The organism is Pseudomonas sp. 13B_2.1_Bac1 (assembly GCF_025466155.1).
Taxonomy (GTDB): domain Bacteria; phylum Pseudomonadota; class Gammaproteobacteria; order Pseudomonadales; family Pseudomonadaceae; genus Aquipseudomonas; species Aquipseudomonas aylmerensis.
Genome location: NZ_JANLOH010000080.1, coordinates 47,892 through 54,552 on the forward strand (window position 1 = coordinate 47,892; position 6,661 = coordinate 54,552).

The window sequence follows — 6,661 nt, forward strand, 5'->3', positions numbered from 1 at the left end:
TCGACGCGGTCAAAAATGTGGGAGCGGGCTTGCTCGCGAATGCAGTCTGTCAGTCGATACACCTTGACTGATCCACCGCATTCGCAAGCAAGCCCGCTCCCATATTGGTTTTTGCAGTGTGCCTTCAGGGTTTGAGTGCCAACTCGATCAGGCCGTGCAGTTCTTGCACCGACAGCGGCGCGGATGAGAAGAGAATCCGAAACACCGTCGGCGCCGCCAGCAGATTGATCAAGTGGTCCACGCTCGGTGGCGATTGATCCGGATAGCGGTCGACAATCGCCTGCAACTGCCCACTCAAGATACTCACGCAGTAACCCGGCGTGATCATGCATTGCAGGTCGCGCATCATGTTGCGACCGGGCTCTGAACTCATTTCATCCAGGTATTGCTCGGCCCAGGCTTGCAGGTCGCCGCGCAGGCTGCCGGTGTCGGCGGGCGCGCTGTCGGGGCGCATGCGGGCCAGGGCCACGTCCGCGAGCAGCACCGACAAATCGCCCCAGCGACGGTAGATGGTCGAGGGCGTGACGCCCGCGCGCGCAGCAATCATCGGTACGGTGACGCTGGAGCGCTCATGGGCTTCCAGCAATTCACGCACTGCCGAATGGACCGATTCTTGTACCCGGGCACTGCGGCCCCCCGGGCGAAGGCCTTCTTTTATCGCCATGCTTGTGACCTTAACACAAAGAATTTGCTTTAAGCGCTGGCGAGTAGCACACTCCGCAAAAGCAAAATATTAGCTTTAGCGGAGCGTGCCCATGTCCAGCCCTATTTCCCATCGTTCCAGCCTGGTGTTCCTCGCGATCACCTTGCTGACGTTTCTCGCGGCCTCCAGTGCGCCGACGCCGTTGTACCACCTGTATCAGGAGGGCCTGCATTTTTCGGCGGGCATGCTCACGCTGATCTTCGGGGTCTATGCCTTGAGCCTTCTGGCGGCGCTGTTGACCGTCGGCTCGCTGTCAGATTACCTGGGGCGCAAGCCGGTGATTTTTGCCGCGCTGATCCTGGATATGCTGGCGATGGTGCTGTTTATCAATGAAGACAGCGTCGCCTGGCTGATCGCCGCGCGCACCTTGCAGGGTTTCGCCACGGGCATGGCCACCGCAGTGTTGGGCGCCGCCTTGTTGGACACCGATCGCCAGCAAGGCCCGCTGGTCAACAGTGTGGCGCCTTTGCTGGGCATGGCCTGCGGCGCGATGGGCAGCAGTCTGCTGGTGGAGTTCGCGCCATTGCCGACCCAGCTGATTTACTGGACGTTGCTGGCATTGATGCTGTTGCAGGCCGTGTATGTGTGGCGCTTGCCCGAAAGCGTCAGCCGCATCCCCGGCGCGCTGGCGTCGCTGCGCCCCACCTTGCATGTACCGCCCCAGGCGCGTCGCGCTTTGTGGCTATCGTTGCCGGTGGATGTGGCAGTGTGGGCGATGGGCGGTTTCTATCTTTCCCTGGCGCCTTCGCTGGTGCGCGCCGCCACCGGCTCGACTTCCAACCTGATCGGTGGCGGCCTGGTCGCCGTGCTGACCCTGAGCGGCGCGCTGATGATCTTCACCCTGCGCAATCGCCCGGCCGACAAGGTGCTGCGCCTCGGGGCCGGCTTGCTCGCCATAGGTGTAACGCTGATCCTCACCGCCGTGCACAGCGCCAGCCTGCCGCTGTTCTTCATCGCCACGCTGATCGCCGGCAGCGGCTTTGGCGCGGGCTTTCTCGGCGCCTTGCGCAGCGTGGTGCCGCTGGCCTTGCCCCATGAGCGTGCGGGCCTGATGTCGGCGTTCTATGTGCTGAGTTACCTGGCGTTCTGCTTGCCCTCGCTGCTGGCGGGCAACTTGATCCGCAGTTTCGGCCTGATCGCCACCACCGATGGCTACGGCGCGATCCTCATTCTGTTGGCGCTGGGCGCGTTGTCAGGGCTGCTGCTGCAGGACTCGGCGCGAAACAGGGCCACGGCGGGCGAGTGAGTCCTGCTTTTATATTGGTGAAATAGATAACAGTTAGAGATATTACCCGTTATATAGATATTCGATCAGGTTCTATCATGGTCTCAACCTCATGCGAGGAAGAGGATTGCCATCATGACCTGCTCGACAACCATCAGTTACAAACCCTTCAGTCACCTGACCCGTCCCCGGGAAGTGATTCGCCAGTTCACCCCCAACTGGTTTGCCGCGACCATGGGCACCGGCGTGCTCGCGCTGGCCCTGGCACAGCTGCCGGTCAACCTGCCTGGCCTGCACGCCATAGCCGAAGGGCTGTGGCTGCTGACCATCGGCCTGTTTGTGCTGTTCAGCCTGTTGTACGCGGCGCGCTGGGTAATGTTTTTCCATGAGGCGCGGCGTATTTTCGGGCACTCCACCGTCTCGATGTTCTTCGGCACCATTCCCATGGGCCTGGCCACGATTCTCAACGGGCTGCTGCTGTTCGGCCTGCCACGCTGGGGCAACGGGGTGATCGCGCTGGCTGAAGCGGTGTGGTGGCTGGATGTGGCGATGGCCCTGGCCTGCGGTGTGCTGATCCCGTTCATGATGTTCACCCGCCAGGAACACAGCATCGATCAGATGACAGCCGTGTGGTTGTTGCCGGTGGTAGCCGCCGAAGTCGCCGCCGCCAGCGGTGGCCTGCTCGCGCCGCACCTGGCCGACGCCCATTCGCAACTGGTGATGCTGGTGACCAGCTATGTGTTGTGGGCGTTCTCCCTGCCGGTCGCATTCAGCATCCTGACCATCCTGATGTTGCGCATGGCCTTGCACAAATTGCCCCACGCCAATATGGCCGCCTCGAGCTGGCTGGCCCTGGGCCCTATCGGTACCGGCGCCCTTGGCATGTTGCTGCTGGGGGGCGATGCGCCGGCGATCTTCGCGGCCAACGGCTTGCCGGGTGTGGGCGAGATGGCCAACGGCCTGGGCCTGGTGGCCGGCATTACCCTGTGGGGCTTCGGCCTGTGGTGGATGCTGATTGCGGTACTGATCACCCTGCGTTACCTGCGCGCCGGCATTCCGTTCAACCTGGGTTGGTGGGGGTTTACCTTTCCGCTGGGGGTATATGCCTTAGCCACGCTGAAGTTGGCGAGCCTGTTGAACCTGGGGTTCTTCAGTGTGTTTGGTTGCGTGCTGGTGGTGGCATTGGCGCTGATGTGGCTGATCGTTGCTACGCGCACCGTGCAGGGCGCCTATAAAGGCGAGCTTTTTGTATCGCCGTGCATTGCAGGACTAGCGAATAAGTAAGCGGAGTTAGGTAAAGTCGTGGCCTGAATCTATAACAGGCCACGCAGGAACACGGACGATGAGCCACCCCTCGCAATTCACCTTGCTGCGCACACGGCGCTTCCTGCCGTTCTTCATCACCCAGTTGCTGGGCGCGTTCAACGACAACATCTTCAAGCAATCGCTGATCCTGGCCATTCTGTACAAGCTCACCATCGACGGCGATCGGGCCATCTGGGTCAACCTGTGTGCGCTGTTGTTCATCCTGCCGTTCTTTCTGTTCTCGGCGCTGGCCGGGCAGTTTGGCGAAAAATTCAACAAGGATGCGTTGATCCGCGCGATCAAGATCGGCGAGATCGTGATCATGGCCGTCGGCGCCACAGGCTTCCTGTTCAATCACCTGGAACTGATGCTGCTGGCGCTGTTTGCCATGGGCACGCACTCGGCGCTGTTCGGGCCGGTGAAGTACTCGATCATGCCCCAGGCGCTGCATGACGATGAGCTGGTGGGCGGCAACGGCCTGGTGGAAATGGGCACGTTCCTGGCGATCCTGGCCGGTACCATTGGTGCCGGGATCATGATGTCGTCCACCCATTACGCGCCGGTGGTGTCGGTGGCGATTGTCGGTGTGGCGGTACTCGGTTACCTCGCCAGCCGCAGCATCCCGCGCGCGGCGGCTTCGACCCCGCAGTTGCGGTTGAACTGGAATATCTTCAGCGAATCCTGGGCAACTTTGCGCCTCGGCCTGGGCCAGACCCCGGCGGTGTCGCGCTCGATTGTGGGCAACTCGTGGTTCTGGTTCGTCGGTGCGATTTACCTGACGCAGATTCCGGCCTATGCCAAGGAGTGGTTGTACGGCGACGAAACCGTGGTCACGCTGATCCTGACCGTGTTCTCGGTGGGCATCGCCCTCGGTTCGATGCTCTGTGAAAAACTCTCGGGCCGTAAGGTGGAAATTGGCCTGGTACCGTTCGGCTCGTTTGGCCTGACGGTGTTCGGCCTGTTGCTGTGGTGGCACTCCGGCGGCTTCCCACAGAATGTGCAGACCAATGACTGGCTGGCGGTGTTGAGCTATGGGCAGGCCTGGTGGGTGTTGTTCGATATCCTCGGCCTGGGTGTGTTCGGCGGCTTTTACATCGTGCCGCTGTACGCGCTGATCCAGTCGCGTACCGCCGAGAATGAGCGGGCGCGGGTGATCGCCGCCAACAACATTCTCAACGCGCTGTTCATGGTGGTCTCGGCGATCGTGTCGATCCTGCTGTTGAGCGTGGCTAAGCTGTCGATCCCCGAACTGTTCCTGGTGGTGTCGCTGCTCAACATCGCGGTCAACACCTACATCTTCAGGATCGTTCCCGAGTTCACCATGCGGTTCATGATCTGGCTGCTCAGCCATTCCATGTACCGCGTGGAGCATCGCAACCTTGATCTGATTCCGGACGAGGGCGCGGCGTTGCTGGTGTGCAACCACGTCTCGTTTGTCGATGCACTGTTGATCGGCGGCGCGGTACGTCGGCCGATTCGCTTTGTCATGTACTACAAGATCTACCGCTTGCCGGTGCTGAACTTTATCTTTCGCACGGCCGGGGCGATTCCGATTGCCGGGCGCAACGAAGATATCCAGATCTACGAAAAGGCCTTCACGCGGATTGCGCAGTACCTGCAGGACGGGGAGTTGGTGTGCATTTTCCCGGAAGGCAAATTGACCAGCAACGGTGAGATGAATGAGTTCCGTGGTGGCGTGACGCGCATTCTGGAAGAGACGCCAGTGCCGGTGATTCCGATGGCGCTGCAGGGGTTGTGGGGGAGTTTCTTCAGCCGCGATCCGAACAAGGGCTGGTTCCATCGCATCTGGTCGCGGGTGGTGTTGGTGGCAGGTGAGCCGGTATCGGTCGAGTCGGCGACGCCGGCGCAGTTGCAGGAGAAGGTCACGCAACTGCGCGGCACGGCCCTGTAGGAGCACGGCTTGCCGGCGATGGCGCCCGTTCAGGCGCTATCGCCGCAAGCGGTCATGTGCTGATCTTGAGACCAATCAGTCCACAGATGATCAACGCCACGCTGGCCAGTCGGAACAGCGCCATGGACTCCCCGAACAAGATAATCCCGGCGATCACCGTGCCCACCGCACCCACGCCGGTCCAGATGGCGTAGGCGGTGCCCAATGGCAGTTCCTTCATGGCCAGGCCCAGCAGGCCGAGGCTGATGGCCATGGCGGCAATGGTCAGGGCGGTCGGCAGTGGCTTGCTGAAACCGTCGGTGTACTTCAAGCCGACGGCCCAGCCGACTTCAAACAAACCGGCAAAAAACAGAATGATCCAGGACATGATGACCTCGCTTTTATAGGCGGGGTCGTCCCCGGAGTATGCGCCTCGATAGCGTCGCGGGGTCGTCCCCGCGAAGCTCGCTAGAGTGCCGAAAATTGATCAGGCGATCAAGTTTGCGGCGTGTTCTCCAGCGCGCGGCGGTCTTCCTTCTCGCTCATGCGGCGGAAATACGTCGAGAGCAACGCCCCGGAAATATTGTGCCAGACGCTGAACAGCGCGCTCGGTACCGCCGCCAACGGCGAAAAGTGTGCGCTGGCCAATGCGGCACCCAGCCCGGAATTCTGCATGCCGACTTCCAGCGCCAACGACTTGCGTTGCGCCAATGGCAGTTTGAACAGGCGACCGGTGAAGTAGCCCAGCAGGTAACCGAAGCTGTTGTGCAGCATCACCACTGCCATGATCAGCAGGCCCGACTCGGCGATCTTCGCCTGGCTGGCCGCCACCACTGCCGCGACGATGATCACGATGCTCACCACCGACACCAGCGGCAGCACCTCCACGGCGTGGCGCACACGCTCGCCGAGCAGGCGTTGCGCGACCACACCGAGCACGATCGGCAGCAGCACTACTTGCAGGATCGACCAGAACAACTCCATGAACGACACCGGCAGCCAGGCCGACGCCAACAGCCAGATCAGCGCCGGGGTGAGCAGTGGGGCGAGGAGGGTGGTGACGGCGGCGATGGCCACCGACAGCGCCAGGTCGCCACGAGCCAGCCAGGTCATCACGTTGGACGAAGTGCCGCTCGGGCAGCAGCCGACCAGGATCACGCCGACGGCAATTTCCGGTGGCAGGTGGAAAGCCTGGCACAGCAGCCAGGCCACGCCCGGCATGATTACAAAGTGCGCGACCACGCCCAGTGCCACGCGCCATGGGTGGCGTGCGACCTCGGCGAAGTCTTCGAGTTTGAGGGTCAGCCCCATGCCGAACATCACCAGGCCCAGCAGCGGGACGATGGCGCTTTTCAGGCCAATGAACCAGCTGGGTTCGAGGAAGGCCACGACGGCGAAAATCAACACCCAGTAGGCGAAGGTGTTGCCGACGAAGCGGCTCAAGGCAGCGAGTGCACGCATGGGGATGTCCTTGTTATTAGAGGTCGGAAGTACAAATGCGATCAGATGCGGGAGCGGGGGGGGGGGGGGGGGGGGG

6 protein-coding genes are annotated in these 6,661 nt (G+C 61.8%); 3 read left to right on the forward strand and 3 right to left on the reverse strand.

Annotation, left to right across the window (positions count from 1 at the left end):
• Window positions 1-124 precede the first annotated feature (124 nt).
• The gene (locus tag NTD80_RS18695) at window positions 125-664 is read right to left on the reverse strand and encodes a TetR/AcrR family transcriptional regulator (RefSeq protein WP_120448018.1); all 540 of its coding nucleotides are present in this window, start codon (window positions 662-664) and stop codon (window positions 125-127) included.
• Between the two features lie 91 nt (window positions 665-755).
• Here NTD80_RS18695 and NTD80_RS18700 point away from each other — a divergent pair, with 91 nt between their 5' ends.
• From NTD80_RS18700 to NTD80_RS18710, 3 genes are all read left to right on the forward strand, one after another.
• The gene (locus NTD80_RS18700; protein WP_262134530.1) at window positions 756-1,949 is read left to right on the forward strand and encodes an MFS transporter; all 1,194 of its coding nucleotides are present in this window, start codon (window positions 756-758) and stop codon (window positions 1,947-1,949) included.
• 114 nt (window positions 1,950-2,063) lie between these two features.
• Complete coding sequence (locus NTD80_RS18705) at window positions 2,064-3,212, forward strand: TDT family transporter (protein WP_262134532.1); 1,149 nt, start codon at window positions 2,064-2,066, stop codon at window positions 3,210-3,212.
• 58 nt (window positions 3,213-3,270) lie between these two features.
• A complete protein-coding gene (locus tag NTD80_RS18710) occupies window positions 3,271-5,145 on the forward strand; it encodes an MFS transporter (protein ID WP_262134533.1) in 1,875 nt (624 codons plus the stop codon).
• 52 nt (window positions 5,146-5,197) lie between these two features.
• Here NTD80_RS18710 and sugE read toward each other — a convergent pair whose 3' ends face one another.
• Together sugE and NTD80_RS18720 are read right to left on the reverse strand one after the other, a co-directional pair.
• Entirely contained in the window at window positions 5,198-5,512 is a 315-nt protein-coding gene (gene sugE / locus NTD80_RS18715) for a quaternary ammonium compound efflux SMR transporter SugE (protein ID WP_003237114.1), read from the reverse strand.
• 107 nt (window positions 5,513-5,619) lie between these two features.
• Window positions 5,620-6,585: a bile acid:sodium symporter family protein gene (locus NTD80_RS18720; RefSeq protein WP_065901396.1), complete on the reverse strand. Its 966-nt coding sequence runs from the start codon at window positions 6,583-6,585 to the stop codon at window positions 5,620-5,622.
• Window positions 6,586-6,661: the final 76 nt, after the last annotated feature.

Excerpts from the sequence above, each read along its gene's own strand:
- NTD80_RS18695 (WP_120448018.1), bottom strand. The coding sequence starts at position 664 with ATGGCGATAAAAGAAGGCCTTCGCCCGGGGGGCCGCAGTGCCCGGGTA.
- NTD80_RS18710 (WP_262134533.1), top strand. The coding sequence starts at position 3,271 with ATGAGCCACCCCTCGCAATTCACCTTGCTGCGCACACGGCGCTTCCTG.
- sugE (WP_003237114.1), bottom strand. The coding sequence starts at position 5,512 with ATGTCCTGGATCATTCTGTTTTTTGCCGGTTTGTTTGAAGTCGGCTGG.
- NTD80_RS18720 (WP_065901396.1), bottom strand. The coding sequence starts at position 6,585 with ATGCGTGCACTCGCTGCCTTGAGCCGCTTCGTCGGCAACACCTTCGCC.
- NTD80_RS18705 (WP_262134532.1), top strand. The coding sequence starts at position 2,064 with ATGACCTGCTCGACAACCATCAGTTACAAACCCTTCAGTCACCTGACC.
- NTD80_RS18700 (WP_262134530.1), top strand. The coding sequence starts at position 756 with ATGTCCAGCCCTATTTCCCATCGTTCCAGCCTGGTGTTCCTCGCGATC.